Genomic DNA, 23518 nt, shown 5'->3' with positions numbered 1-23518 from the left:
AGCAGGCCTCGATCGCTCCAAACCACAAGCGCCCAACCCAGGGCGCTGTGAGCAATGCCATAGTACATCACTTTCTCAGCCCTGCAGTTCTTTGCGCATTTTGAAGCGCAGGAACTGAGTCCCCTTCATGGTGACGTGCTGTTCTTCGAGGACTTCAAACCCGTGTTTTTCAAAGAACGGGCGGGCAATAACGCTGGCTTCGGTTTCCAGTTCTTTAACGCCTTTGGCCAGGAGCTGCTGTTCGGCTTCCTGGTAAAGCGCCGATGCAATGCCTTGGCGGGCGTAGTTGGGGCCGGTAAAGACTAGATCGATTGCGCCGCTTGGTTCATACGAGATAAAGCCGGCAAGCGCATCGCCGTCCTCGGCGACGAGAGTTTCCAGTGTGGCCAAACGGTCTTGCCAAGTGTCCAGGTTTGGAGTTCGTGAGGCCCACGCATAACGCTGGGTTTCGTCGTAAGCAGCTGCCGTCAGCTCGTGAACAGAATCCGTAAACAGACGAACCACCGGGCTCAGGTCTTTAATTCGATATTTGCGAATGGTGATCGAAGGGGCTGTAGTCATATCGTTTCAGTATCCACCTGTGTGAGAAAGCAGGTTGATGGCCAAGTCGTTGACCGCTCTTTGAAGCATACCGACAACTGCGGGAAAATCCAGCCTTTGGGCGAGGCGTCAGTTCCTGCTCTGCAACACCGAGTAGATTTGATACGCCGCGGCATCCGCATCCGGGGTAGTGTTCGTTTGCTCTGCCTGGACAAAGCGGGCCTCGACGGCTGCCGGGTTATCGAGGCTCTGGGCCCAGCGGCCTAGTAGATTTGCCACACGCTTTTCGTCGTTACTGCGTAAACCTGGCCAGTATACGTAGGGGACAAACTCGGGATAGCTGATGAAGAATAGGGCGGCCTCGTCCGGTTTATCGATGATTTCGCCACGCAGTCCGAATGTGAATGTTTGGCCGTCACTTCCGGTCATGGAAACCAGTAACGAATTTTCGTTATCAGCGTAGTGGGCGTTTGTGGCGGTGATCGGGTCGCTGAGGCTTGGCACCGAGGTAATGTAATACTGAAAAGCGATCAGGCCTGCCAAAACCGCAAGAAGAGAGGTGAGCGCTAGGGATTTTGCCATGACTGTGTACCGTCAAGAATGGGTAGGGAGGGGGCATGTTCACCAACAAACAAAAAGCCCGGCAACTCACGTAACCGGGCTTTCATTATTGTGCTGGAGTCAACTCAGCCACACTTGCTGTCACCACAAGACAAGCACGTTGCGCATCCGTCCATGACAATAACCGCTTTGGTGCTGCACTTGCCGCACATAGTGGCGTTGGCAGGGTAATCGCTGCTGGTGTCATCGTTAGTGGCCGTGCTGTGTGATGCTTCAAATTCAGCACGTTTTTCAGCCAGAATGCGCTTGGTAGTTTCGCTCATCTCGTCGCTTTCCAAAAGACCGATGGCCTTCAGGTGTTTCTCGATGACGGCGCCAATTTCGGCCACCAGCGACGGCATGAACACACCGCCTTTCTTGAAGTAACCACCATTGGGATCGTAAACGCTGCGAAGTTCCTCAACGAGGAAGGTAAGATCCCCGCCTTTGCGGAAGACTGCCGAGATAACCCGGGTCAGCGCGATAACCCACTGGAAGTGTTCCATCGACTTGGAGTTGATGAACACTTCGTACGGCTGGCGGCTTTCATGGTCGGTGTCTTCGTTCAGCAGGATGTCATTGATCGTAATGTACATCGCGTGCTCCGCCACCGGCGGTTTGATCTTGTAGGTGGTGCCCAGCAAGAAGTCAGGCCGCTCGATGTATTCGTTCATCTGAACGGGCTTGGTATCCGGCTGCGCGGCGGCCGGGCTTTCGGTGCTGGCTTCTGTGTCGGCTTTTTTCACTCGGTAGCCGACAATCTGGTTGCTGATTTTAACTGTCATTTTCGTTGTCCTATCTGTCGGGTTCCGGGATCAATACTTGCCGTAAGTGCCTTCTTTGAGCGCGTCAAACAGGTTTGCGGCCGTATGAATTTCACCGTCGTATTCTACCTGTTCATTGCCCTTCAAGGTGACTTTGCTGCCGTCGTCCAGGGTAAACTCGTACAGAGTGTTTTCTAGGTCTTTCTCTTTAACCAGTACGCCCTGGAAGGCTTCCGGGTTGAAACGGAAGGTGGTGCAACCTTTCAAGCCTTGATCGTAGGCGTACAGATAAATGCCCTTGAAGTCCTGATATGCGAAATCTTGAGGCACGTTCGCGGTTTTGGAAATGGAGGAATCTACCCATTTCTGCGCGGCGGCCTGGATGTCTACGTGCTGCTTCGGCGTGACATCGTCGGATGTCGTGAAGTAGCTTGGCAGTTTTTTGTCTTCGTCAGCGGAGAACGGCATGGCACCCGGATTTACCAGATGACGGTATGCCAGCAACTCGAACGAGAAAACATCCACTTTCTCTTTGGTCTTGCGGCCTTCACGGATGATGTTTCGAGCGTAATGGTGCGAGAAGCTCGGTTCAATACCGTTACTGGCGTTGTTAGCCAACGACAGGCTGATGGTTCCAGTAGGCGCGATCGAAGTATGGTGAGTGAATCGCCCGCCTTTCTCTGCCAGCTTTTCAATCAGCTCCGGTTCAACTTCGCCAATCTTCTGCATGTAGCGGCTGTATTTGGCGTGCAGTACTTTACCTTTCAGCTTGTCGCCAACTTTGTGGCCGTCTTTCGCCAGTTCAGGGCATTTGGACAGCATCTTTGGCGTTACTTCAAACTCGTCGTCCATGATGGGAGCTGCGCCTTTTTCTTCCGCAAGCGCCAAGGACTGGCGCCAGCCTTCAACGGCCATCTCGCGAACCACTTCTTCGGTAAAGGCGACGGACTCATCGGAACCGTAGGGCATGCGTAGCATGGCAAGCGTGGAGCCCAGCCCCAAAATGCCCATGCCGTGACGGCGCTTGTAGGTGATCTCATGGCGCTGCTCTTCCAGCGGCAGGCCGTTGATTTCTACTACGTTGTCGAGCATGCGGGTGAAGGTGCCTACAACCTTGCGGTACTTTTCGTAGTTGAAGCTGGCTTTGTCAGTGAACGGGTAGTCCACGAACTTAGTAAGGTTTACAGAGCCCAGCAGGCAGCTTCCGTAAGGAGGGAGAGGCTGTTCACCACAAGGGTTGGTGGCACGAATGTCTTCGCAGAACCAGTTGTTGTTCATCTGGTTGACCTTGTCGATCAGGATGAATCCTGGCTCGGCATAGTCATAGGTGCTGGTCATGATGGTGTCCCAGATGAACTGGGCCTTTACCGTTTTATAGATGCGGCAGGCCACTTTGCCTTCATCGTTAACTACATAGCTGTCCTGCACCGGGAAATCGCGGTAGAGGAATTTGCTGGTGTCGGTCAGGTCGAGCTCTTCTTGCTCGACTTCTTTCTGGCTGACCGGGAACGACAGGTGCCAATCGGCGCCATTGCGCACGGCTTCGATGAAATCCTCGGTGATCAGCAGTGACAGGTTGAACTGACGCAAGCGACCGTCTTCGCGCTTGGCTTGAATAAACTCGATGACGTCCGGGTGGTGAACGTCAAAGGTGGCCATTTGCGCACCGCGACGACCGCCGGCAGAGGAGACGGTGAAGCACATGCGATCAAAGATATCCATGAACGAAAGCGGGCCAGAGGTTGTTGCACCAGCGCCAGCCACGTAGGCACCACGGGGACGCAGAGTGGAAAACTCATAACCAATACCACAGCCCGCCTTGAGGGTTAGGCCGGCTTCGTGGTTTTTCTCCAGAATATCGTTCATGGAGTCATGGATGTTGCCGGAAACCGTGCAGTTAATAGTCGAGGTCGCCGGTTTGTGTGCTTCGGCACCCGCATTCGACGTGATCCGGCCAGCGGGAATTGCACCGTTCTGCAGAGCCCACAAGAATTCCTTCATGTACTTGTCGCGTACATTCTTTTTTTCCACTTCAGCCAGGGCTTTGGCGACCCGCTCGTAGGTTGCATTAATGTCTTTATCGACGGACTCGCCGGTCTTGGTTTTCAGCTGATATTTGCTGGCCCAGATGTCGAGCGAAGCTTCCTGCATGGGAATCGTTGTGATCACTGCCTGTGCCTTAGCGTTCATTGCCACCCTCTGCTTTTTTAATAACTGTCTTCTCGTCTATAACCCTATATATGGGTTAATTTTCGATGAGTATAACAGGATATAGTGTTTTGTGAATAAGGGATAACCTATGAATCGAGGGGCGCGAGCAAAGAAATTCAATGAAAAAACACTTGAAAGTTCGCAACACCATGCGGGGCCTGTGCTGGTGGCTTGCTCTGTAAAAAATCGGCCGATTTCCGCGAATCCATGCGCTGATTTATAACTGAACAAGTTGAGGAATATGTGAGCATTGCACGTCTTGTATAGCGACGTATCGGTAAACTGGAGTGGTGGTGTCGTAAGTCTGCAGTGGCCCATAGGAATTGGCTAATACTATACAAGGAAAAAAATAATGAAAGGCCTGAAACCAACATTATTAGCGCTGTTCGTGAGCGGAGCGCCGACGCTGGCTTTTGCAGGTACCGGCGTTCAGCCGCTGGATGAGGCTTCGATGGGAAATATCACCGGGCAGGCCGGTGTAACCATCGAGCTTGAGACGAAGCTGAATATCGACCGTTTTATCTATACCGATGAAGGATCGCTGGAGGTCAACGATATATTCGTTGGGGGTGCCAATCGTACGGATATGTTTTCAGATATGGGGCTGAATATGAACGGGGCGGCCACGGATCGTTTGGATAACGTCCGGGTCAATATTGATGTGGCGCGCGATGGCGATGCCATCATCAATTTGCTGCCTCTTGCCTTCAATGCGGTGGATTTCAGAGTGTCCACGGGCGCTTGGAACCTGACCGGTAGCGGCGGTTCCACGGTCATTCTCGATAACTTCAACATGGATGCGTTGATCGGCTCCGGTACGATTCGCATTGATACCGCGACAGACACGCTGAACTTTAAAACAGATATCGCTATTGACGATATGGATTTCGATGTACCTTTCCTGGCGTTGGGTATACGGGATTTTGAATTAACCGGTGCAGATTATGATTTGCAGGCGCCTCAGCCGCTAAGAGTGTTTGCCCCTGTCGAACTGGATATCTACAAGGCCGCAAACTCGCGGGGTGCGCAGAGCCTCGCTCTTGACTTGCAAACGTTTGAAGCTGATGTGCGGATAGGTGGTGTGATTGTTGGGGGAACCTCAATCGGCTCGCTTGCTTTGGATGATCTGACCATCAGTAATACGTCAATGCTGATTTATGGCCATTAATTTCCGGCATCGGCCGATGTAAGAACGGGAGCCATTCAGGCTCCCGTTCTTTATCAGCCTAGTAACAGGCTGTCGTCATCCACGGTGATTCCCCGTTGTTTTTCGAACAACTCGAGGAGGTCTTTTACTTCCAGGCCTTCACGTTCTTTACCTTTAATGTCGAACACCACCTGGCCTTGGTGCAGCATTACGGTGCGAGTACCCACCTCCAGCGCCTGTTTCATGCTGTGAGTTACCATCAAGGCGGTCAGCTTCTGCTCTTCAATGATCTTGGTGGTTAACTCCAGCACGAATGCTGCCGTTTTCGGGTCCAGCGCGGCGGTGTGCTCGTCCAGCAGCAGGATAGAAGAGGGGGTTAGGCTTGCCATCAGCAGGCTAACGGCCTGACGTTGGCCGCCTGACAACAATCCCATCTTGTCGCCAAGTCGATTTTCCAAGCCCAGCTTCAGTGTGGACAGGCTCTCCCGGAACTGAGCAAGGTATTGGCGTTTGACGGCGCTGGTCAGGCCACGGCGTTGGCCGCGTTTGATAGCAAGTGCCAGGTTTTCTTCAATGCTTAAACCTTCGCAGGTGCCGGCCAGCGGGTCCTGAAATACGCGTGCCACGCGGCCAGCCCGTTTGTGGGTGGGTAGCTTGGTCACATCCAGATTGTCGACGACGATTTTACCGCTATCGACCATTACCTCGCCGGACAGGGCATTCAGGAATGTCGATTTACCGGCACCGTTACTGCCGATTACGGTCACAAATTCGCCCTGATTCACGGTCAGGCTCATGCCTCGCAAGGCGGGATTCTCCAGAGGCGTTCCCTTGCCAAAGGTGAGCTTAAGATCGGTTGCGCTGATCATAGGGCCTCCTCAGGCTTTCTTGCGGCTAAAGCGGTTTGTAAGGTTGGTGCGCACGCCCGGCAACACAATCGCCAGGGTTACCAGAACGGCAGTGATCAGGTTGAGATCCTGCGCCTGAAGCCCGAGTACATCAGCATTCAGCGCGAAGGCGATGGCCAGCCGGTAAATGATCGCGCCAATGACGCAGGCAATCAGTGCCCGCATCACCGATGAGGGCGTAATAACAGCCTCGCCACCGATAAGAGATGCTAGCCCGATAACGATCACGCCCACGCCCATGGTGACGTCAGCGGCACCTTGGCTCTGGGCGAACAGTGCGCCTGCAAGACCCACCAGACCGTTTGAAAGCGCAACACCGAAAATGATCATGCCACCGGTTGCTATCCCTTGGGCGCGAGCCATGCGTGCATTGGCGCCGGTTGCGCGCATCGCAAGACCGGTTTCAGACTTCATGAATCGCCACAGGAGTATGAGTGAGACGATGACAACAATAGCAAACAGTACAACCGATACCTGATGGAATTCGAGAAACTCAATGTCGTACCACGGGGTCAACACTGTGTCTTCGGTCAGTAGTGCCAGGTTTGGTCGGCCCATGATGCGCAGGTTAACGGAATAGAGTGCGATCATGGTCAGGATGGAGGCGAGCAGGTTCAGAATGTTGAGTTTAACATTCAAAATGGCGGTTACGGCACCAGCCGCCATGCCTGCGATGACAGCCATACCGGTAGCCAGCCACGGGTTCCAGCCAGAAATAATGAGAACAGCCGCCACGGCAGCACCTAAAGGAAAGCTGCCGTCGACTGTTAGATCCGGAAAATCCAGAACACGGAAAGAAAGATAGATACCAAAGGCAACCAGGCCGTAGATGAGGCCGGTTTCAAGAGCACCGTAGAATGCGATTTCGCTTAACATGGGTAATAAGTCACCGAGAAAGAAAACGGGCGGGCCCTTGTGAGGCTCGCCCGTGTTGGTCAGGCATTATTTGTCGCTGTTGACGACTTCTTTGGCGTCCTTGATAACATCATCAGACAGTGTGATACCCATGCGCTCTCCGGCGGCCGGGTTCACAAACAGGTCGAGTTCTTCCATGGTTTCTACAGGCATGTTGGCTGTCTCTGCACCTTCCAGGATGCGAACAACCATGGCACCGGTCTGACGGCCGTGCTTGTAATAATCAAAGCCAAGTGCGGCTACAGCACCTCGGGAGACGGTCGCTGTATCGGCAGCAAATACCGGAATGTCAGAGCGCTCACCCACAGAGACCACGGCTTCTGCTGCGCTGATAACGGTATTATCGGTGGTCAGATAAATCGCGTCAGCTTTTCCAACCAGAGAACGAGCTGCGCCCAGTACTTCTGATGTTTTGGTGGCGGCACCTTTAACCAGCTCCAGCCCGCGGGCTGCGAGACGCTCTTCCAGAAGCTCGATCAGAGCAACTGCGTTGGCTTCGCCGGGATTGTAAACGGTACCGATTTTCTTGGCATCCGGCATAACGCGCTGAAGCAGGTCGATGTGCTTCTCAATGGGAAGCATGTCGCTGACACCTGTGATGTTCGCGCCTGGCTCTTCCCAGCTTTTAACCAGCTTGGCGACAACTGGATCCGTTACCGCCGAAAACACGACAGGGGTCTTGCGTGCAGCGGCTGCAACGGTTTGAGCGGAAGGTGTCGCGATGGCGACGATCACATCCGGGCTTTCACCCACAAATTTACGGGCGATCTGGGTCGCGATGGCGGAGTTGCCCTGAGCACTCTCGTGCATGAGGCGCAGGTTTTCGCCGTCGACATATCCGTGCTCGGCAAGTTCGTCTTTTACGCCTTGGTGAGCAGCGTCTAGAGCAGGATGTTCAACAATTTGCGTGATGGCTACAACGCGGGTGTCTTCAGCCTGTACCAGGCTCGCAGCCGCCAGCAAGGACGCGGCAAGCAGGGTGCGCAGGGTCTTTTTGGCCATATGCCCATCTCCGGTTTTTGGGGTTGTTTTCCCTTGTGTGCAGGGTTGAAAACTCAAAGTTGGCCAGTTTAACACAGGCTTACGGCATTGAGGGTAGTGACTATCGACAGTTTTCGGGTTTAAAGTGGCAAAGCTCTGATGAATTGAAAAGGTTTCGTATTCATAACATTTGGATATACACTCACATGTTGCAAAGCACGACTAAAGTCTAATAATACGCAAGTCATCCAACTATAAAGAAAAGACAGGAAGATCCATGGACTCCAACCAGAAACTCCCACTCGATATGGTCTACCACTGGGAGGCCACGAACGCCAGCGCACTCTACATGACACAGCCAATCGGAAACGGTCAGGTTGTTGAATATACGTGGGGGCGCGCGATCGACGAAGCTCGTCGGATGGCGGCGTACCTGAAATCTCTCAACTTGCCGGAAAAGAGCCGAATCGGCTTGATTTCCAAGAATTGTGCTCATTGGGTAATGACCGATTGGGCAATTTGGTTGGCCGGGCATATTTCAGTGCCGTTGTATCCAACGCTGAACGCCGACACCGTTAACTACATTCTTGGCCACGCAGAATGTGACGTGTTGTTTGTTGGTAAGCTGGACGACTGGGAAATGATGAAGCCTGGCGTGCCAGACTCCGTGCGTTGTATTTCTTACCCGCTTAGCCCGTCTAATAATTTTGAAACCTGGGACGATATTGTTGCCAAGTACCCGCCGCTGGAAGGCAAGCCGCAGCGCGAAGCCAGTGAACTGGCTACGATTGTCTACACCTCCGGCAGTACCGGTCGTCCGAAGGGGGTCATGCTTAGCTTCGAGAACATGGCATTTGCTGCTGTTGGTGGTACGCAAACTCTTGGGGTGGGGCCGAACGAGCGGATGTTGTCCTACCTGCCTTTGGCTCACGTATTCGAGCGCACCTTCGTAGAGTTGGGTTCTTTGTATGCCGGTTTCGAGCTGTACTTTGCAGAATCCCTTGATACGTTTGTTGCCGATCTGCAGCGAGCCGAGCCGACCTTGTTCCTGTCGGTGCCTCGTCTGTGGGTGAAGTTCCAGCACGGTGTTCTGCAGAAGCTTCCAAAGAAGAAGCTGGAGCGTTTGCTCAAAGTGCCGCTGCTCAACAAGGTTATCAAGAAGAAAGTGCTCAAAGGGCTTGGTTTGAGCAAAGTGAAGCTGGCCGGTTCCGGGTCTGCACCTTTGTCTCACGACGTTCTGGACTGGTATCGCAACCTTGGCCTGGAGCTGCTTGAAGGTTACGGCATGTCTGAAAACTTTGCCTATTCTCACATGAATAAGCCGGGCCGCACTCGCACCGGATATGTTGGTGAGGCATTGCCCGGTGTTGAAACCAAGATCAGCGAAATCGGCGAGATTCTGGTGAAGAGCCCGGCTACGATGATGGGCTATTACAAAGACGAAGAGAAAACCGCCGAAGCCTTCACTGAAGACGGTTTCCTTCGGACGGGTGATAAGGGTGAAATTGATGAGATGGGTCGCTTGAAGCTGACCGGTCGAATCAAGGAAATCTTTAAGACCAGCAAAGGCAAGTACATCGCTCCGGCGCCCATCGAAAACAGCTTGATGTCTCACGACGCGATCGAGATGGTGTGTGTGTCTGGCGCAAACCAGACTCAGCCGCACGCTCTGGTGGTGTTGTCCGAAGAGATTCGCCCTAAATCCGCCGATGCGGCCTTCCGTGCGGAGATCGAAGAGAGCTTCAAGAGCCTGATCGAGCAGGTCAACAAGACGGTTGATCCTCACGAGCAATTGGCTTTCATCACCGTTGTCAGCGATGAGTGGTCGATTGAGAACAGCTTCCTGACTCCAACGCTCAAGCTTAAGCGTAATGTGGTTGAAGATGCCTACCAGGCGAAAGTTGATGGTTGGTATGCCCAGAAGCAGAAGGTGATTTGGCAGTAAGTTCCCGGCCAAGCACTTAATCAGGAAGGCCCGACAATGTCGGGCCTTTTTTGTGTCTGGTGAGAGGTTGGGGGTCAGCTCATGGCGCGGGAGTTTGAAATGGACCGGCTCATCAGGATGATCGGGATAATGCCTGCCAGCACAATAATCAAAGCGGGCAGGGCGCTGTGGTAAAGCTGCTCATCAGAGGCAAACTGGTATACATAAGTTGCCAGAGTTTCGTAGTTGAAGGGTCTTAGAATCAATGTCGCTGGCAGTTCCTTCATGCAGTCTACGAAAACAACGAGTGCGGCGGTCAACAGGGTCCCGCGTAGCATAGGCAGGTGAACGTTGAGCAGTGTTTTGCCGGGGCTGTGGCCCAGTGAACGCGACGCCATATCCATGCTGGGCGTGATTTTTTGCAAGGCGCTTTCGACACTACCGGCGGATACCGCCAGGAATCGCACCGTGTAAGCGAACACCAGGGCGAACGCTGAGCCGCTCAGGAGCAGGCCGGTACTAACGCCCAGGTAATCCCGCATCAACGAATCGAGCCAGTTGTCGAAACCGGCAAGTGGAACGATCACGCCAACAGCAAGCACCGCTCCTGGCATCGCGTACCCGAGACTGGACAAGCGCATTAAGACTTTCATGCCTTTGGTGTTATGAAGGCGCCGACTGTATGCGAGCGTGACACCGATGATCAGGGTGGTTAATGCGGCTGTTCCTGAAAGGAACAGGCTGTTCAGAGTGTTGCGCACGAAATTTGGGTTCCAGCTGACGTCGAAGTATTCCCAGGCGTAGTAACCAAGTGTGGCGCCGGGAATCAGAAAGCCGAAGATCAACGGTATGGCGCAAACCACCACACAGATCATCTGGCGGGGAAACGACATGCTGAAGCGGCGGATCGGGTCCCGGTTATCCCGCGCGGCAAACTGCTGCTGCCGGCGGCGTGAGTATCGTTCCAAGGTTACAAGGATCACGACGAAGATGAGCATGGTGGTCGCAATTTGCGCCGCGCCGCCAAGGTTGCCGAGGTTCATCCAGGTATCGAACAGGCCGCGGGTGAGTGTTTGTACTGCGAAGAAATCAACCGTGCCAAAATCATTCAGCGTTTCCATCAAAACCAGCGAAAGACCAACGGCGATGGCCGGTCGCGCGATGGGCAGCACCACTTTAAAGAATGTACTCAAAGCGGAGTGACCAAGGCTGCGGCTGACGGCAAAAAGTGACGGTGATTGCTCCAGGAACGCAGCACGCCCCAAGAGGTACACATAGGGGTAAAGCACTAGCCCGATCATCAGCGTTGCGCCTTCCAGGCTGCGGATCTCAGGAAACCAATATTCGCTGGCATTTTGCCAGCCAAACCACTCGCGTAGTGCTCTTTGGACCGGTCCTGCGTAGTCGAGCAAGCTGGTGTACACGTAGGCGATTACATAGGCCGGCACGGCGAAGGGCAGCAGTAACGCCCACTCGAAAAACTTTCTGCCCGGAAAGTCGCACATGGTAACCGCCCACGCGGTTGACAGGCCGATGATCAATGTCAGTGCGCCAACGCCTATCATGAGCTGAATTGTGGTGGTGAGGTAGCGGGGCAGGGTGGTGCTGATCAAGTGCGGCCAGATATTTTCTTCGGGAAACAGGGCGAGAAAAATAACGGCAAGAACAGGTAGCGCGACAATCGCGGTAGTGATGATGGCGCTTAAAAGCCAGCGTTTTGAGGTGCGTTTTGCCAATAGGGGTTGTGATAGCCCTGGGTCGGCACTGCTAACAACCTCAGTCATGGCGTTCCTGTCTTTGAAAGTGGTGATGAGAAGTGTTGCGATTTTAGTTACTGAGTAGGCTCCCTGCAATGACTCCAGTCATCTTGTTGAGCGTCAATAACGAAAAAAGGGTGCATTAAACATGCACCCTTCCGCATCATCTGAATGAACGACGATACTTAGCTGTCGTAGTCGACTCGATCGACCAGTTTGACAGCTGCATTGCGGTTTTCAGCAATTTCCTGCAGCGACAGGTCGTCCGGGTTGATTTCGCCCCACTCTGCAACCATACCGGTTGGCTTCACCTCTGGGTTAGCCGGGTACTCGGTGTTGGCTTCAGCGTAGATGCGCTGGGCTTCTGGCGACGACAAGAACTCCATCAGTTTAATGGCGTTGTCTTTGTTCGGGGCGCTCTTGGTCAGCGAGATTCCACTGATGTTTACGTGTGTGCCGCGACCTTCAGCGTTCGGGAAGACCAGGTTCACCTGTTCAGCAATTGGGCGCTGGTTTTCATCTTTCAACATGTTGCCGTAGTAGTAGCTGTTGCCGATGGACAGGTCGCACTCGCCCTCAGCAATCGCCTTGATCTGATCGCGGTCGCCGCCCTGTGGCTTGCGAGCGAGATTGTTTTTAACGCCTTTCAGCCACGCTTCGGTTTCTGCTTCGCCGTGATGAGCGATCATGGAAGAAATCAGGGCAATGTTGTAAGGGTGCTTACCACTGCGGGTGCAGATGCGATCTTCCCACTTAGGATCGGCCAGCTCTTCGTAGCTGGTGATCTCGCCTTCTTTAACTCGGTCTTTGGAGGCGAAGATCAGACGGCCACGGGTAGTCAGGGCGTACCATTTTCCTTCAGGGTGACGCAGGTTTTCAGGAATGTTTTCGGACAAAGTATCTGTTTCGATACCCTGGACCAGGTCTCTTTCAACCAGCTCGTTGATGCGTGAGATGTCTACGGTCATCACAACGTCAGCTGGGCTGTTGCGGCCTTCGCGCTCAAGGCGTTCTGCCAGGCCTTGCTTGGCAAAAACGACGTTGGCTTCAATACCGGTTTCTTCAGTGAACGCGTTCAGCAAAGGTTCGAGCAGGTATGCTTGGCGATAAGAATAAATGTTAACTTCGCCATCGGCTGAAGCGCTGAGCGGCATGGCTGCGAGTGCCATTGCGGCGGTTGCGGCTAGTTTCATTCGCATGTGTGCTTTCCTTTAATTTTGCTGTTTGTAAATGCGTGCTGTGATTGGGTATCAACGGCATATCAAAACGACAAGCATTCTCATTCATGGTGCGTTCTGAGTCAACAACTCTCTTGGCATATTGTTATAAAAATGATGGTATGCTTCTTAACACTATAAAAAGACGTTACTTCTTAGGGATCCCCGAATGTCCACAGCTGATCGCAGGGAACACTGTCGCACGGCGATGAGTGCAAGAGTAAAGGTCATCCACGAAGAGTTGGGTGAGCATGTTTTCCCCACCCGTGATATTTCCGATGGTGGAATTTTCATTGCACTGGAAGACGCTTCCTTTGCGCCCGAGTTGGGGGACAAAGTGATTGTGCAGGTGCAGGGTTTGCCGGTACCTGCGCCAATATTGAATATGGTCGTGGTACGAAAGACCGACGACGGGTACGGGCTGCAATTCGCGTTAGACAGTGAGTAGCCCTACGCTTGCCGGAAAAGGAAGAATTCATGTGCTTGGGAAGGCTTGTTTTCATGTTGTCTATGAATAGCGCTCGTACAAAGCTGTTTGGTATTGGTTTTTTGTTTCTTGGGCTCCAGGGATGTGCCAGTTATTACACCCATTACGCTATGTTCCCCGGTGAGACTTCGTCGGGAGAGTCACGCCAGATAAGAGTGTCGTGGCAGACCGCAGACTACCCCGGGTGGTCCTTCATGCGCGACCAATCGACCACCATGAAGATTGAAACCCAGTGTAGTGATCGGGTCTGGCGGCTTGCTGACGACAGTCATGAGCAGGCTGGCAGTTGTGGCGCGGGTGTTCGGGCGTGCGGCGACGAAAGCCAGGATAAGAACGTGGTCAAGAACGGTCCAGTCAGCGAAACAGCCTGTATGCAGGTGGTTGGGCCAGATTCCGTGGAACGCATCGCGGATATCGGCGCGAAGTTCCGGTTATCTGTGTCGTGCCGGCCGATAGCCCCCGAAGTGTCAAAAGGTGGTGAGGTGGTGAATATGGATTACCTTCGCGCTTCATCAGTAGCCTATACAGTATACGCACGCAAAGTCCCTCGTGGCTCGCTCAGCGCCCGCTTGCCAGAGTTTGATGAATCGGTGTGTAAAGCAGATTGATCCAGTGGGTTTCCTGTTTGAGCATTGAGTCTCATCCCTACAATCCGTTGCAAATTGTCGTGCAGAGTTACCGTTGAGCCGGTTTTCGTGACCGTTCTCTACAAAATGGTAATGGTAGCTATGCACCGACATGCCACACTAAGTACTCTGAGACATCTGTATCTGAGGGGAAAGCGGTGGGGGTTCAGCAACGAAAGCTAGCGGTTCATGATCTGGAGATCGGCATGTTCGTGTCAGATCTGGATCGACCGTGGCATGAAACTCCTTTCCCGATTCAGGGTTTTTACATTCGCTCTCAACAAGACGTGCGAGCGCTCGTCTCCCACTGTAAATGGGTGATGGTTGACGAGCCGGAAACCCGAGACTCGGCGGGTGTGGATGTGCCGCATGTGGTGGGGTTCCGAGCGCGCGCAAGGCAAAGGGCCAAGGGGCGAGAAGAGATCGAGTTACCGCCGCTGAGCATTCGTGAACCGGTTCACCACAGAGTCACGACCACCCTGAAAAAAGAAATCAGGACATCCAGAAAACTGTTGGGTGATGCCGAGATTGCGCTTGATAGAATGTTCGGCTCGGTTCGTTCGGAGGGGGGTGTAGATACCCGGCTGGTCGCGGACGTCACCAAGAAAATGGTGAAAAGCGTCTGTCGGCAGCCCAGTGCGCTGTTGTGGTTAAGCCGAACCCGTCAATACGATGACTTTGTATATCGCCATGCCTTGAATACATCGGTATGGGCCTTGGTCGTGGGGCGTCAACTCGGACTGAACGAGGGGCTTTTACACCACCTGGGCACAGGCTGTTTGTTGTCTCAGGTTGGTAAAACCACATTGCCAGCCGGGATTGTCGAGCACGAGCAGCACTTGTCTGCGGACGATTTCGAAATATTCAAGACGTATGTACAGCGGGGCGTTGAGGTTTTGAAGCCGTGTGGCGTATCCAAAGCTGTGCTTAGCGTCGTCCAGGGACACCGAGAGCGCCATAACGGCTCCGGATTCCCATTGGGGTTGGGTGGCGAAAAGATTCCCTTGCTGGCAAAGGTGGCAGGCATTGCCGAGTTCTTCGAGTCATTAATCGCGCCCCGAGGGGAGCAAGAACCCATGACACCGGCAAAGGCTGTGGGATTGCTCTACGAGTTACGTAATATCGAATTCCAGAAAGATTTGGTCGAGGCGTTTATCCAGGCTGTCGGCGTATACCCCGCAGGGACCTTGGTTGAACTGAGCGATGGTAGCCGCGGAGCGGTTGTATCGCACAGTTCCGAGCGGCGGCTCTGGCCCAGCGTTATGGTGTTGCAGCCGAGCGGGAAAAGCTCGTTGAAAAGCGGCAAGGTGGTTGATCTTGCTGTTCATAACGAAGCGAAAACGCAAGGTGAAGTTCTGGCGGTCCGGGAGTGTCTGCCGCACGGTACGGCGGGGCTGGACCTAATGGCTCTGGATGCGACCAACGAGCCCCGCTGGTCGCTCGGCAAGATTTTTACTCGGTAACAAGAACCCGCAGCGACTTTCGAATCCAGCGATAGTCTTTTTCCGGTTTGAAGTTGATCAGGATTTCCGACTCCCCACCAGCGGCACCGTCTACGAAATATTCAGCGTTCGCTTCTTGCCAGCTCCAGGTATGAACGGCAACGTTTTGAGGGCGCGTACTTATTGCTTCAACGCCGTTCTTTGCAAGGGCAATATCACCGCCTACTTTTCGAATCGAGATGTTTTTTAAAGCGGTGTCGCTTGCCGGGTGTGAGGCCACATGGCCAGAAAGATAGTATTGTCTGCCGATTGCATTGGTAATGCCTGCTAACTCTTTAGTTAGATATTCCTTGGCACCCTGGGTATCGATGTCTTCGATGCTTCGAACGGATTGTAATATACGCTCTCGCAATGATTTGAGGTCCTGCTTGTAGGTTGTATCAGGGTTTATCGCCTCGTCGTTCTCGGGCCTTTCTGGCGCATTTTCAATGTCTGCTAGCGTCGGTGGTTGTTCGCACAACCGGTCGCCTTCTTCATAAAAACAGATGCTGGCCAACAACTGGTTTGCGGCAGATTCTGGTGCTTCAAACTCGGTGCCGGGTATAGAAAAATCTACTTCCGAGGGGAGGTCCGGATTGTTGATAGCGGCGTTAAGCTGATTGATCACCCGGGGGCGGATGTCGATACCTTTGCCGTCTTGAATGACCTCGGTCCAGTTCAGTGCCATTAAAAAGCGAGTGCGGTTGAGCAGTTCCTGGTTGGTGAGCAGCGAAGACTCGGTGATCGCGTGATTGCTGAGATTTTGGCTGTCTACCTTGGCCGTTTTCAGCGCGTCACGAAGCTCGGGTTGAAAGTCCAGAAAACTGACAAATGCTTTTGCTGGCACATTTTGCGCGATAGGGAGCTCACCGACTTTCAGTGACAGGGTTTCACCGGGGTAGTACTCAAACCTGCCTTGGGCATCGGTGGTGTTTTGGCGGGAGTTGGTGGTGTACGTCAGGCCGCCTATGCCGTGGCTTTGGATTTGACCGGTGAGGGTGTCGTCAGAACCGGAGCCGCCTCCGTCAGAGCATGCGGACAGCAGAACGGCCGTGGAGAGTGTCAGTAGTAGATGGCGCAGATGAACGAGTTCCATGGTATGTCGTACAATCCCTTCGCGGTCACCTGATTAACCAGAGGTAGTGACAGGCTTTGTAAGTTGTTGTAACGGCATTATAAGGAGGGCCGTTCGTCTATATCGGGAAACCTGTCGCAGTTTGGATGTTTCCTGCGCGGCGGATGAATGTCGCGCACCGGCTTGAAATTTGGCGGAATGCCTCAATCACATAGCGCACTACATATTTTCCGTTTGTGCGGTGCATTCATTAACAACGGTTCCATTTATGACCTATGCATTGGAAATTGAAGAACTTGAGAAACGGTATGGCGATGGCTTTTATGCCCTTAAAGGAATCGATCTTCAGGTCGCTGAGGGGGATTTTTTTGCATTGCTGGGGCCCAATGGCGCAGGCAAATCGACCACTCTGGGGATTGTCTCTTCGCTGGTGAACAAGTCTGCGGGCAAGGTGCGTGTATTCGGGAAGGATATTGATACCGAGTTGTCAGATGCAAAGCTTAATCTCGGTGTGGTGCCTCAGGAATTCAATTTCAATCAGTTCGAAAAGGTGTTTGATATTGTTACCACTCAGGCGGGTTACTACGGGATTCCCCTGAAGAAGGCACGCGCGTCTGCAGAGAAGTATCTGAAAAAACTGGGGCTGTGGGACAAGCGAGAGACGCCCGCCCGAATGTTGTCTGGTGGCATGAAGCGGCGCCTTATGATCGCACGGGCACTGGTGCATGAGCCCCGGTTGTTGATTCTGGATGAGCCTACGGCTGGCGTCGATATCGAGCTCCGCCGCTCCATGTGGCAGTTCCTCGAAGAGATCAACCGGCTGGGCACCACCATTATCCTGACCACCCACTACTTGGAAGAAGCGGAAGCTTTGTGCCGGAATATCGCCATCATTGATCATGGCGAGATCATCCGCCACACAAGCAAGCGTGAGTTGCTTCAGCAGCTGAGTGTTGAGGCTTTTGTTCTGGATACCGAACAAGCGCTGGATACCGCACCGGAGCTGGACGGCTTCAATTGCGTGATTAACGGTGACGGTGCGCTGGAAGTTGAGGTGGCAAAAGGGCAGGGGCTGAACGCACTGTTCAAAGAGCTGGAAAAACACGATATTAAGGTAAGCAGCATGCGAACCAAGGCCAATCGCCTGGAAGAGTTGTTTGTGCGGATGGTGGAAGAGAATGCCGCGGACGCAAAAAAGGCGAAGGAGGGTGCGAAATGACACCTCTGGCATTGTGGACCGCGTTTCAGACCATCGTTCTGCGAGAAATTCGACGGTTTACCCGGATCTGGCCGCAGACCCTGCTGCCACCTGCTGTCACCATGACGCTGTATTTCATCATTTTCGGCAGTTTGATCGGCTCTCGCATTGGCGATATGGGCGGCTTTGACTATATGCAGTTTATTGTCCCCGGGTTGATCATGATGGCAGTCATTACCAACTCATATGCCAACGTGGTGTCGTCATTTTTCTCGATGAAGTTCCAGCGCAGCATTGAGGAGCTGTTGGTGTCGCCGGTGCCAAACTGGACGATTCTGGCCGGCTATGTTGTTGGCGGTATGTCACGAGGCCTGATTATCGGGCTGATCGTAACCCTGTTGTCGCTGGCCTTCACCCAGCTTGCAATTCATAACCTGCCGATGGTGATCATTACCGTGTTCCTGACCTCGGCGCTGTTCTCCCTTGGTGGCTTTATCAATGCCATGCTGGCCACCAAGTTTGATGACATCTCGATTGTGCCAACGTTTGTGCTTACACCTTTAACCTACCTTGGCGGGGTGTTTTACAGCATCGATTTGTTGCCTACCTTTTGGCAGAACGTGTCGTTGGCTAACCCGATTCTGTACATGGTGAACGGTTTTCGCTACGGCATACTGGGTGTTTCGGATGTCAATCCATTCGCTTCGCTTGGTATGATTGTGGTCTTTATTGTTCTGCTCTCGGCCATTGCGCTGCGCATGCTGGCGCGTGGCAAAGGCATTCGTCACTAATTTGGGCTCCGGTAATACTCATGGCACTTGATAATGCTCCGCTGGGCAAATCCAGCGACTACCCGGATCAGTATGATCCCTCGTTGTTGTTTCCAGTGGCCCGGGAAGAGAATCGGAGACGCATTGGCCTAGAGGATGGGCGTTGGCCCTGGTTTGGTGAAGACATGTGGCAGGCATGGGAGCTGTCCTGGTTGCGCCCCGGTGGTATTCCGGCTGTGGCCTGGGCGGAGATTCGTTTCCCGGCTGCGTCACCCTCGATTGTTGAGAGTAAATCCTTAAAACTGTATCTCAACTCCCTGAATCAGCATGTATTTTCATCTGAATCTCAGGTGGCTGAGACGATTACGCAAGATCTCTCGAAAGTATGTGGCGGTGCCGTTCATGTGCAGATGCGCAGTGTCGATGAAACCGCCGAGGCGGTGGGTCGGCCAAACGCCTATGAGTTGATAGACGACGAGGTCGTGGAAGACGTTGTGTATGAATACGCGCCGGATTCCCTGATAGCGAGTGGTTCAGAAGTGTCTGAGGGGCTGTGCTCCCATTTGCTGAAGAGCAATTGCCCGGTGACGGGCCAGCCAGATTGGGCGACAATTTTCATCCGTTATACCGGCCCGGCTATCGACTGGGCAGGGCTGTTACGGTACATCGTGAGCTTCCGCCAGAAGCAGGACTTCCACGAGCACTGTGTAGAAACCGTGTTTATAGATCTGATGGCGCGCTGTAAGCCAACAGATTTAATGGTGTGTGCCCGGTATACCCGCAGAGGTGGGTTGGATATCAATCCTTGGCGGAGTACCCGTCCCGAGGATGGCCTGGGCCCGAGGTTGGTGCGCCAATAGGTAGGTCAGTCCGCGTCGTCTTCCTGGCGAAGGCGATCGGCAGCATCTTCGAGCGCGGTCAGAATCGCTCTGCGCTCACGTTCGGTAATCTTGTCCGAATCCAGATACATGGCAAAGCCACTGTGTTCGTGCTCGAGGAAGCTTCGGTTTGGCCCCATGTCGCGGCGGAAATCGACCACCTCGTAAATCGGCACCGGTTTACCAAAGCCTTTTACGGTAATTTCGCCTTTGTCCCGGCACATGATGCGGTCTTTGATCAGCGAAAAAGTCTCGTAGGAAATCAGAATCTCGCCAGCCTCGGCCAGTGACTCAAGCCGGCTGGCCAGATTCACTTCCTTGCCAATAATGGTGTAATCCATACGGTTTTCGGCGCCGAAGTTACCGACGGTGGTGTAGCCGGTGCTGATGCCCATGCGTATTTCCAGTGGGGTTTTAATACCCTGGCTGCGCCATTTCTGCCGCATGATCTTCATGTGTTTGCGCATGTCGATGGCCATCGATACGCAGGCAAACGCGTCTTCGCGCTGGCCGCGACTGGTCGGGTCGCCGAAAAATACCATGATGGAGTCGCCCACAAACTTGTCGATGGTGCCACCATAGCGCAGCGCGACTTGCGACATTTCATTAAAGTAGTGATTCAGTAGCTCGGTAAGCGCTTCGGGCTCCATCTCTTCAGACAGCTCGGTAAAGCCTTTGATGTCGGAGAAAAATACCGCCAGTTTTTTACGCTGGGTTTCCAACCGAACATCGCGTTCGCCGGTAAAGATGGATTGCCACACCTGTGGTGAGAGATATTTTGACAGCTTATGAGAGAGTGCAATGGATTGCTCTCGCTGATTCTGGATTTGGGTTTTTGCATAGAGCAGAGCTCTAGCCTGAACGTGGGAGTAATACGCGGTCACGCAGATGTAAATGCCGGTTGCGAGCACGGCTACAACACTGGTCATAAGCGGGGCTTGCAGGTTGTCCGCGGTGCCGTGAATGGCGATGGACGCAGCAAGAGAGGCGCCGGTTAATGCGGTGCCAAACAGCCATTGGCGTACACCGCCGACAATCAGGCAGCTGAACATCATCATTAAAACGATGGCGGTGGAAGGAATGGCAACCAATCCGATCGCGCCGATCAGTGCGCCACCAAACACACAGTCCAGCAAAAGCATTTTTTGGCGGATGCGGGGTGAGTTTCTCAGGAAGGTACGCCGGGTGATTACGTGGGCCAGGTGCGGCCAAACCATGGCGATTGCCACCAACCATAAAAACCATTGCGGAAAAATGCCCTGAATAACGCCAGTCACCGTGATGACCGAGGACGACGCGTAAGCCAGAATGCGCCCACTGTAGTCCGGCATGGGAGGAATAACGACTGTGTTATCGTAGGCATCGTTTAACAAAACCTTTCCGGAGCTGGCGGAAACGTTGCGAAGCTCTGCCGGAGCACTCATCATCTTACCGGCGCACCCATACGGCCACGCTGAACGTAATCACGTCCTGTTTGTCAGCGCTGTGGTTTAGTTGAGTGTGGCTCATGATGAGTGCCAAAAGTTTTTATTGGTAGTATCTGCGACTAAAGGTTAACAGTATTACGTATTACCCACAATTAACCCAGGTCAACAGAAACGACGATTTTGCACACACTTGTATGAATAGCGAGAGTATATGAGTTCTATTACCCGGTTTCTTATGGAGCGCTCGTCGGAACCTCGACTAGAGGCTCCGGCTCCGCCCCGCGATGTGGTTGATCTGGCGCTACAGTGCGCGGCTCGTGCGCCAGACCATGCGTTGCTGCGCCCTTGGCGGTATCTCGTTATCGAAGGCGAAGCATTGGCTGCGCTTGGAGAACTGTTCGCGCGCTCCGGTTGTGTAGATGCCACTGATAAGGCCCGCGAAAATGCCAGAAAAGCGCCGCTCCGTGCGCCGATGGTGATCGTGGGTATTGCCTCGCCAAAGCCGCATAAAAAAGTACCGGATGTCGAACAGATTATGTCTGCGGCATCCGGAATGTCGTTCCTGTCGCTGGCGCTCTCTGATGCCGGTTACGGCATCATGTGGCGCTCGGGTGCGTTTGCGTATGATCCCGTAATACGGGAAGGGTTGGGTTTGGCAGAGGATGAGATCATTACAGGTTTTCTTTATACCGGCACCGTGTCTTCCCGCAAGCCTCCCGTTCCACGGCCGTCGAGCGGGGAATTTGTTGAGGAGTGGACAGGGCCTGAAGCATTCCGGCCCTGGAGTGTGTGAACGTAAGGTGGCAAGGTGAGGAAACAGCTTGCCGCCTGTTTCTCATTCCCACCCGAATTGCCGGTTCAATCGTTAGCCGATTACCGTTTAATACCCCTTGAAGCCTGCATTTCTGCAGGCTTTTTCTTTTTTGGCATTCCGTTTGCTTTGTCACTATCAGAACGCAAAACCGGCAATCACTGAGTAATCACTAAGCCGGTGCAGATTTTCTGGAGGCAGTGATGGCAATTTCATTCGATAGCGCATTGGGTATTCATGAGCAGGCACTCCAAGGCCGGGTCAAGCGTGCAGAAGTGCTGGCAAATAACCTGGCAAATGCGGACACCCCGGGCTACAAAGCGCGGGACATTGACTTCCGAGCCATGATGCAGAAAGCGCAGAATGAAATGAGCGGTGTTCAGATGACCACCACCCACAGTACGCACATGGATGCCTCAGGTACCGGGGCCGATGGTGAATTGTTGTACCGCACGCCTCACCAACCCTCGGTTGATGGTAATACCGTGGATGCGCAGCAGGAACAAACTCGCTTTATGCGCAATGCCATGGACTACCAAGCCAGCTTTCAGTTTCTCAGCAGCAAGTTTTCAGGGCTGACCAAAGCCCTGAAAGGCGAGTAAGCCGCAGCCATTTTTGATTGAAGGAGACAGTCATGTCACTGGGTAACATATTCGACATCGCGGGTTCCGGCATGACCGCGCAGTCCCTGCGGCTGAACACGACCGCCTCGAACATCGCTAATGCCGAAACCGCCAGTTCCAGCACCGAAGGCACCTACCGCGCGCGTAAGCCGGTGTTTGCGGCAATTCAGCAGTCCATGCTGAACCCGGAGCAACAAGCCTTCGGTACCAACCCGCAAGAAGGCGCGGGTGCTGGCGTTCGGGTTGAAGGCATCGTAGAAAGCGACGCCGAGCTGCAAATGCGGTATGAGCCTAATCATCCGGCCGCAAACGAAGACGGTTACGTGTTTTACCCGAACGTCAACGTGGTTGAAGAAATGGCAGACATGATGTCGTCATCGCGTAGCTTTCAGATGAATGTCGATGTGATGAACACCGCGAAATCCATGATGCAGCGTATCTTGACGCTGGGTCAGCAGTAATAGGGCGAGGAGAAAGTGATGAGTGCAGTAAATACCGCGTCTGCCGCCGATGTGCTGAGCCAGTATCGAGTTCAGCAAGACAGTAAGGCTCAGGGAGGCAGCGAGCTAGGTAAGGATGCCTTCATGGAGTTGATGCTGGCGCAGATGAAAAATCAGAACCCGCTGGAGCCGCAGGACAACGGTGATTTCATTTCTCAGCTGGCTCAGTTCAGTTCTTTGGAAGAAATGCAGAATCTGACTGGCACTGTAGGCGAAGTGGCCGGCCAGTTCCGCTCTAGTCAGGCGCTGCAGGCGTCGGCCATGGTGGGTAAGACCGTTCTTGTGCCCTCCAGTGTTGGCATTCTGGGCGCAGAGGGCGAAGTGACCGGCACGATTGAAGTTCCTGCTTCCACAGGTGGATTGCGGTTGTCGGTTATGAACCAGTCAGGCGAGCTTGTTCGGCAGATTGATATGGGTAGCAGCCAGGCTGGTGTGGTGTCTTTCCGTTGGGATGGTCAAGACGGCAACGGCAATGCCTTGCCGCCCGGCCCGTACCAGATTGTTGCACAGGGTAGTTATCCGTCCGGACCGCAACAGTTAGGCACCATGGTCAGTGCGAACGTAGACAGTGTGTCTCTGAACAATGGCGGCTCTATCACATTGAATCTTGCTGGCATGGGCTCGATTGCTCTGTCTGACGTCAAACAAATTAACTGAACCGGTGTCGGACCAGGAGGT

Annotated in this window: 23 protein-coding genes; 12 read left to right on the top strand and 11 right to left on the bottom strand. The window is 53.5% G+C overall.

The window, feature by feature from the left end:
- Nucleotides 1-75 precede the first annotated feature (75 nt).
- From JAO79_RS11245 to JAO79_RS11230, 4 genes are all read right to left on the bottom strand, one after another.
- Nucleotides 76-561 (bottom strand): GNAT family N-acetyltransferase, encoded by a 486-nt coding sequence (locus JAO79_RS11245; RefSeq protein WP_199007352.1) that lies wholly within the window; start codon nucleotides 559-561, stop codon nucleotides 76-78.
- Nucleotides 562-669: 108 nt separating this feature from the next.
- Nucleotides 670-1122 (bottom strand): hypothetical protein, encoded by a 453-nt coding sequence (locus JAO79_RS11240; protein WP_199007351.1) that lies wholly within the window; start codon nucleotides 1120-1122, stop codon nucleotides 670-672.
- Between the two features lie 104 nt (nucleotides 1123-1226).
- A complete protein-coding gene (locus JAO79_RS11235; RefSeq protein ID WP_199007350.1) occupies nucleotides 1227-1925 on the bottom strand; it encodes an NrdJb in 699 nt (232 codons plus the stop codon).
- Between the two features lie 30 nt (nucleotides 1926-1955).
- Nucleotides 1956-4094: an adenosylcobalamin-dependent ribonucleoside-diphosphate reductase gene (locus JAO79_RS11230; RefSeq protein ID WP_199007349.1), complete on the bottom strand. Its 2139-nt coding sequence runs from the start codon at nucleotides 4092-4094 to the stop codon at nucleotides 1956-1958.
- Between the two features lie 373 nt (nucleotides 4095-4467).
- On the opposite strand from JAO79_RS11230, the gene JAO79_RS11225 reads away from it, so the two are divergent.
- Complete coding sequence (locus tag JAO79_RS11225) at nucleotides 4468-5283, top strand: DUF6160 family protein (protein WP_199007348.1); 816 nt, start codon at nucleotides 4468-4470, stop codon at nucleotides 5281-5283.
- 53 nt (nucleotides 5284-5336) lie between these two features.
- Here the strand turns inward: JAO79_RS11225 and JAO79_RS11220 are convergent, their stop codons facing one another.
- From JAO79_RS11220 to JAO79_RS11210, 3 genes are all read right to left on the bottom strand, one after another.
- Nucleotides 5337-6131, bottom strand: a complete 795-nt coding sequence (locus JAO79_RS11220) for an ABC transporter ATP-binding protein (protein WP_199007347.1) — start codon at nucleotides 6129-6131, stop codon at nucleotides 5337-5339.
- A 9-nt stretch (nucleotides 6132-6140) separates the two neighbouring features.
- Nucleotides 6141-7046, bottom strand: coding sequence for an ABC transporter permease (locus tag JAO79_RS11215; protein WP_199007346.1), 906 nt, complete (start codon nucleotides 7044-7046; stop codon nucleotides 6141-6143).
- A gap of 66 nt (nucleotides 7047-7112) precedes the next feature.
- Nucleotides 7113-8087 carry an ABC transporter substrate-binding protein gene (locus tag JAO79_RS11210; RefSeq protein ID WP_199007345.1) on the bottom strand — a complete coding sequence of 325 codons (975 nt, stop codon included), beginning with the start codon at nucleotides 8085-8087 and terminating at the stop codon, nucleotides 7113-7115.
- A gap of 256 nt (nucleotides 8088-8343) precedes the next feature.
- On the opposite strand from JAO79_RS11210, the gene JAO79_RS11205 reads away from it, so the two are divergent.
- Complete coding sequence (locus JAO79_RS11205; RefSeq protein ID WP_199007344.1) at nucleotides 8344-10011, top strand: AMP-binding protein; 1668 nt, start codon at nucleotides 8344-8346, stop codon at nucleotides 10009-10011.
- 74 nt (nucleotides 10012-10085) lie between these two features.
- On the opposite strand, the gene JAO79_RS11200 is transcribed toward JAO79_RS11205, so the two are convergent.
- Both JAO79_RS11200 and JAO79_RS11195 read right to left on the bottom strand, forming a co-directional pair.
- A complete protein-coding gene (locus JAO79_RS11200; RefSeq protein WP_199007343.1) occupies nucleotides 10086-11774 on the bottom strand; it encodes an ABC transporter permease in 1689 nt (562 codons plus the stop codon).
- A gap of 158 nt (nucleotides 11775-11932) precedes the next feature.
- A complete protein-coding gene (locus tag JAO79_RS11195; RefSeq protein WP_199007342.1) occupies nucleotides 11933-12946 on the bottom strand; it encodes a Fe(3+) ABC transporter substrate-binding protein in 1014 nt (337 codons plus the stop codon).
- A gap of 187 nt (nucleotides 12947-13133) precedes the next feature.
- Here JAO79_RS11195 and JAO79_RS11190 point away from each other — a divergent pair, with 187 nt between their 5' ends.
- From JAO79_RS11190 to JAO79_RS11180, 3 genes are all read left to right on the top strand, one after another.
- Nucleotides 13134-13412 (top strand): PilZ domain-containing protein, encoded by a 279-nt coding sequence (locus JAO79_RS11190; protein WP_199007341.1) that lies wholly within the window; start codon nucleotides 13134-13136, stop codon nucleotides 13410-13412.
- A gap of 53 nt (nucleotides 13413-13465) precedes the next feature.
- A complete protein-coding gene (locus tag JAO79_RS11185; RefSeq protein ID WP_227664557.1) occupies nucleotides 13466-14059 on the top strand; it encodes a hypothetical protein in 594 nt (197 codons plus the stop codon).
- 176 nt (nucleotides 14060-14235) lie between these two features.
- The gene (locus JAO79_RS11180; protein ID WP_199007340.1) at nucleotides 14236-15540 is read left to right on the top strand and encodes an HD-GYP domain-containing protein; all 1305 of its coding nucleotides are present in this window, start codon (nucleotides 14236-14238) and stop codon (nucleotides 15538-15540) included.
- Here the strand turns inward: JAO79_RS11180 and JAO79_RS11175 are convergent.
- Nucleotides 15530-16654, bottom strand: a complete 1125-nt coding sequence (locus JAO79_RS11175) for an organic solvent ABC transporter permease (protein ID WP_199007339.1) — start codon at nucleotides 16652-16654, stop codon at nucleotides 15530-15532. The genes JAO79_RS11180 and JAO79_RS11175 overlap by 11 nt on opposite strands.
- Before the next feature lie 247 nt (nucleotides 16655-16901).
- Between JAO79_RS11175 and JAO79_RS11170 the strand changes: the two genes are divergently transcribed.
- From JAO79_RS11170 to queF, 3 genes are read left to right on the top strand one after another with little or no spacing between them, the layout of a single operon-like run.
- Nucleotides 16902-17852 (top strand): ABC transporter ATP-binding protein, encoded by a 951-nt coding sequence (locus JAO79_RS11170; protein ID WP_199007338.1) that lies wholly within the window; start codon nucleotides 16902-16904, stop codon nucleotides 17850-17852.
- A complete protein-coding gene (locus JAO79_RS11165; RefSeq protein WP_199007337.1) occupies nucleotides 17849-18622 on the top strand; it encodes an ABC transporter permease in 774 nt (257 codons plus the stop codon). Before JAO79_RS11170 ends, JAO79_RS11165 begins: the two co-directional genes overlap by 4 nt.
- A 20-nt stretch (nucleotides 18623-18642) precedes the next feature.
- Nucleotides 18643-19461 carry an NADPH-dependent 7-cyano-7-deazaguanine reductase QueF gene (queF, locus tag JAO79_RS11160; protein WP_199007336.1) on the top strand — a complete coding sequence of 273 codons (819 nt, stop codon included), beginning with the start codon at nucleotides 18643-18645 and terminating at the stop codon, nucleotides 19459-19461.
- Nucleotides 19462-19466: 5 nt separating this feature from the next.
- Here queF and JAO79_RS11155 read toward each other — a convergent pair whose 3' ends face one another.
- Nucleotides 19467-20906 carry an adenylate/guanylate cyclase domain-containing protein gene (locus JAO79_RS11155; RefSeq protein ID WP_199007335.1) on the bottom strand — a complete coding sequence of 480 codons (1440 nt, stop codon included), beginning with the start codon at nucleotides 20904-20906 and terminating at the stop codon, nucleotides 19467-19469.
- Nucleotides 20907-21117: 211 nt separating this feature from the next.
- Here JAO79_RS11155 and JAO79_RS11150 point away from each other — a divergent pair, with 211 nt between their 5' ends.
- The 4 genes from JAO79_RS11150 to JAO79_RS11135 all read left to right on the top strand — a co-directional run bounded on the left by JAO79_RS11150 (nucleotide 21118) and on the right by JAO79_RS11135 (nucleotide 23497).
- Entirely contained in the window at nucleotides 21118-21699 is a 582-nt protein-coding gene (locus tag JAO79_RS11150; RefSeq protein ID WP_199007334.1) for a nitroreductase, read from the top strand.
- Nucleotides 21700-21920: 221 nt separating this feature from the next.
- Nucleotides 21921-22319 carry a flagellar basal body rod protein FlgB gene (gene flgB, locus JAO79_RS11145; RefSeq protein ID WP_199007333.1) on the top strand — a complete coding sequence of 133 codons (399 nt, stop codon included), beginning with the start codon at nucleotides 21921-21923 and terminating at the stop codon, nucleotides 22317-22319.
- A 32-nt stretch (nucleotides 22320-22351) separates the two neighbouring features.
- Nucleotides 22352-22801 (top strand): flagellar basal body rod protein FlgC, encoded by a 450-nt coding sequence (flgC, locus tag JAO79_RS11140; protein ID WP_199007332.1) that lies wholly within the window; start codon nucleotides 22352-22354, stop codon nucleotides 22799-22801.
- An 18-nt stretch (nucleotides 22802-22819) separates the two neighbouring features.
- Nucleotides 22820-23497 (top strand): flagellar hook assembly protein FlgD, encoded by a 678-nt coding sequence (locus JAO79_RS11135; RefSeq protein ID WP_199007331.1) that lies wholly within the window; start codon nucleotides 22820-22822, stop codon nucleotides 23495-23497.
- Nucleotides 23498-23518: the final 21 nt, after the last annotated feature.

This window comes from Marinobacter litoralis, assembly GCF_016427555.1.
GTDB classification, from domain to species: domain Bacteria; phylum Pseudomonadota; class Gammaproteobacteria; order Pseudomonadales; family Oleiphilaceae; genus Marinobacter; species Marinobacter litoralis_A.
Note: the sequence above shows the minus strand (reverse complement) of the source record. Positions and strands in the feature narration are given on the sequence as shown.

Coding starts and splice junctions, on each gene's coding strand:
- JAO79_RS11245 (WP_199007352.1), bottom strand. CDS start 561: ATGACTACAGCCCCTTCGATCACCATTCGCAAATATCGAATTAAAGAC.
- JAO79_RS11240 (WP_199007351.1), bottom strand. CDS start 1,122: ATGGCAAAATCCCTAGCGCTCACCTCTCTTCTTGCGGTTTTGGCAGGC.
- JAO79_RS11235 (WP_199007350.1), bottom strand. CDS start 1,925: ATGACAGTTAAAATCAGCAACCAGATTGTCGGCTACCGAGTGAAAAAA.
- JAO79_RS11230 (WP_199007349.1), bottom strand. CDS start 4,094: ATGAACGCTAAGGCACAGGCAGTGATCACAACGATTCCCATGCAGGAA.
- JAO79_RS11225 (WP_199007348.1), top strand. CDS start 4,468: ATGAAAGGCCTGAAACCAACATTATTAGCGCTGTTCGTGAGCGGAGCG.
- JAO79_RS11220 (WP_199007347.1), bottom strand. CDS start 6,131: ATGATCAGCGCAACCGATCTTAAGCTCACCTTTGGCAAGGGAACGCCT.
- JAO79_RS11215 (WP_199007346.1), bottom strand. CDS start 7,046: ATGTTAAGCGAAATCGCATTCTACGGTGCTCTTGAAACCGGCCTCATC.
- JAO79_RS11210 (WP_199007345.1), bottom strand. CDS start 8,087: ATGGCCAAAAAGACCCTGCGCACCCTGCTTGCCGCGTCCTTGCTGGCG.
- JAO79_RS11205 (WP_199007344.1), top strand. CDS start 8,344: ATGGACTCCAACCAGAAACTCCCACTCGATATGGTCTACCACTGGGAG.
- JAO79_RS11200 (WP_199007343.1), bottom strand. CDS start 11,774: ATGACTGAGGTTGTTAGCAGTGCCGACCCAGGGCTATCACAACCCCTA.
- JAO79_RS11195 (WP_199007342.1), bottom strand. CDS start 12,946: ATGCGAATGAAACTAGCCGCAACCGCCGCAATGGCACTCGCAGCCATG.
- JAO79_RS11190 (WP_199007341.1), top strand. CDS start 13,134: ATGTCCACAGCTGATCGCAGGGAACACTGTCGCACGGCGATGAGTGCA.
- JAO79_RS11185 (WP_227664557.1), top strand. CDS start 13,466: ATGTTGTCTATGAATAGCGCTCGTACAAAGCTGTTTGGTATTGGTTTT.
- JAO79_RS11175 (WP_199007339.1), bottom strand. CDS start 16,654: ATGGAACTCGTTCATCTGCGCCATCTACTACTGACACTCTCCACGGCC.
- JAO79_RS11170 (WP_199007338.1), top strand. CDS start 16,902: ATGACCTATGCATTGGAAATTGAAGAACTTGAGAAACGGTATGGCGAT.
- JAO79_RS11165 (WP_199007337.1), top strand. CDS start 17,849: ATGACACCTCTGGCATTGTGGACCGCGTTTCAGACCATCGTTCTGCGA.
- queF (WP_199007336.1), top strand. CDS start 18,643: ATGGCACTTGATAATGCTCCGCTGGGCAAATCCAGCGACTACCCGGAT.
- JAO79_RS11155 (WP_199007335.1), bottom strand. CDS start 20,906: ATGATGAGTGCTCCGGCAGAGCTTCGCAACGTTTCCGCCAGCTCCGGA.
- JAO79_RS11150 (WP_199007334.1), top strand. CDS start 21,118: ATGAGTTCTATTACCCGGTTTCTTATGGAGCGCTCGTCGGAACCTCGA.
- flgB (WP_199007333.1), top strand. CDS start 21,921: ATGGCAATTTCATTCGATAGCGCATTGGGTATTCATGAGCAGGCACTC.
- flgC (WP_199007332.1), top strand. CDS start 22,352: ATGTCACTGGGTAACATATTCGACATCGCGGGTTCCGGCATGACCGCG.
- JAO79_RS11135 (WP_199007331.1), top strand. CDS start 22,820: ATGAGTGCAGTAAATACCGCGTCTGCCGCCGATGTGCTGAGCCAGTAT.